This window comes from Sphingobium bisphenolivorans (genome assembly GCF_000412635.1).
GTDB lineage: Bacteria > Pseudomonadota > Alphaproteobacteria > Sphingomonadales > Sphingomonadaceae > Sphingobium > Sphingobium bisphenolivorans.
Genome location: NZ_ASTG01000049.1, coordinates 1 through 1,989, shown reverse-complemented (window position 1 = coordinate 1,989; position 1,989 = coordinate 1). Strand labels below are relative to the sequence as shown.

1 protein-coding gene is annotated in these 1,989 nt (G+C 62.5%); it reads right to left on the bottom strand.

Annotated elements, in window-relative coordinates:
* Positions 1-186: 186 nt before the first annotated feature.
* Positions 187-1,962, bottom strand: a complete 1,776-nt coding sequence (locus L858_RS0119110; RefSeq protein ID WP_022684650.1) for a ParB/RepB/Spo0J family partition protein — start codon at positions 1,960-1,962, stop codon at positions 187-189.
* Between the last annotated feature and the right edge of the window lie 27 nt (positions 1,963-1,989).

Here is a 1,989-nt window from a genome sequence, read left to right as displayed (position 1 = left end):
GACGGGGCGCGGCCCTGGGCCGCTCGATCCTATGTGGCAGCTGACAGACTACGAAGCGTGCGGCCCTGGCCGCTCATTAAACGCGGCCGATTTTACCGGCTGCGTTCTGTAAATGGAGGCGGTGGCAGCTGCCACCGCCCCGCAAGTTTGCGGGGAGCGCGGGAGTGAAGCGCGCTCCCCGTGCCGTCATGCCGCTTGGCTTTCGCTGTCGGCGGCATCGGGCAAGGCAGAGGGTCGAAGGGCGGGGGGCAGGATGCGCCGCCCCGCAAGGCGCTCGTTGACCGTCACGGCAAGGTCAGAACGCTTCATGGTCTGGCAATTCTCTGCGGCGTCATTGCCGCAACCTTCGGCCAGCAGCTTCAAGAGCGTGGCTTTGCTAAGCTGGTCATAGAATACCTGATTGGGTTCCCACTTGTCGGCCATGTCGATCTGCGCGGCCCCGACGATCTGTGCCAGCTGGCGGTCCCGGTCACTATGGAACGAAAGGCTCGTGATCTGCGAGGCCACGCAGTAGGCCAGCAGCCGTAATTTCGCTTCGCTGTCCATCTGGCGCATGTCGTCCAGCGTGGGTGTTTCGGCCAAGCGGTCAAGATCGGCCCTCGCGATCTCGTCAATGCCGGCAATCGTGGAATGGCCCATGACGGCATCGTCAACATGGAAGCGGTTCTTCTCGGCGGTGATTTCGGCGGCTTGTTGCCACGAATAAGCGTTACCGCGAACTTGCCCCAAGAGGCCGGTCAAGAGCACGTCCAGCGCCAGTTCCGGGTCGCTGGCAAGGGCTTCCCGAACCGCCATCGTGCGGATGCCGCCCAGCTGATCCATGACTTTCTGCGAGTAGTCGGGGCGGGGAGGCTTGGGGCCATCGGCGGCGGTGCCCTTGGCGCTGCGGGTGAACGCGACCTGTTCAATACCGTCATGGCCGATGAAGACGATAAGGGAGTGCTCGGCCTTCTGCTCGGCGGTGAAGACGCGGCAAGCCGATACGATAGCGTCCTGCTTGCGGGTCAGGGCGCGCAACTCGTCGTCATAGTCGTGCTCGTCCTCGTCCACCTCGCTTTCCCGCTTGGCGATTGCCGCCTCGATCTCGACCAGCTGCGCGGTTTCTTCCTCGGTCGGATGGCGCTCGCCAGCGGGTTCCAGATGGCCGCGCATCCAGTAGGAATCGGGCCGGTAAAGCTGCCCCTCGGCATCGCGCCAGCCATCTTCGCGCGCGGCCTTGGCGATGGCGTCGAGCCGATCTTGCACAAGGTCCATGACAAGGCCCGCGTCATCGCAATAGCGACGTTCTCCGAAAAGATCGGTGGTGAAGGTGCCGCCTGCGGCGCAATAGGCTTCCTCGCCCACAATGCGGAAATGCTTGTCGGTATCGGCAACCTTCTCCTGGGTGAGCATGGCCCGAATTTGGTGGGCGTTGTCGCCGGTGCGCTTGAAAACCTCAAGCTGGCGGTCTTGATCGTCTGTCAGCGCGAAAGCCTGCGCCGCGCCCATGCCGATTTCGTCTTTCTGGAAGGCTTTGAGAATGGTCGGGTGCAGCGCCGCCAGCTTCAACACGCGGCGGACATAGGCGGGGGAGACACCGAACGATGCTGCAACATCGTCAACGTCCTTGCCGCTGTCGATGATCGCCCGATAGGCGGCGATGGCATCGGCGGGGTGCATATCCTCACGCTGCGCGTTCTCGGCAAGCGAGATTTCCAGCGCCTCGTCCTTACTGCGGATTTCAACGGGAACCTCGAAAGTGCCGGGGATAGTCTTTGCCTTCTGCAACAGCTTCAAGGCCCGGTAGCGCCGCCCTCCGGCGCAAATCTTGATCTTGCCGTCTTCGTCATAGCCGATCAGGTTTTGCAGCACGCCCCGCGCCTGAATGTCGGCTGCGAGGGCTTCGATTTCCTTGGGCTTCACCTTCCGCACGTTGAGGTCGGAAAGTGCCAGCTTGTTCAGTTGGATGGTCTGGATGGTCATTTCTCACTCCTTTAGGCGAAGCCGCTG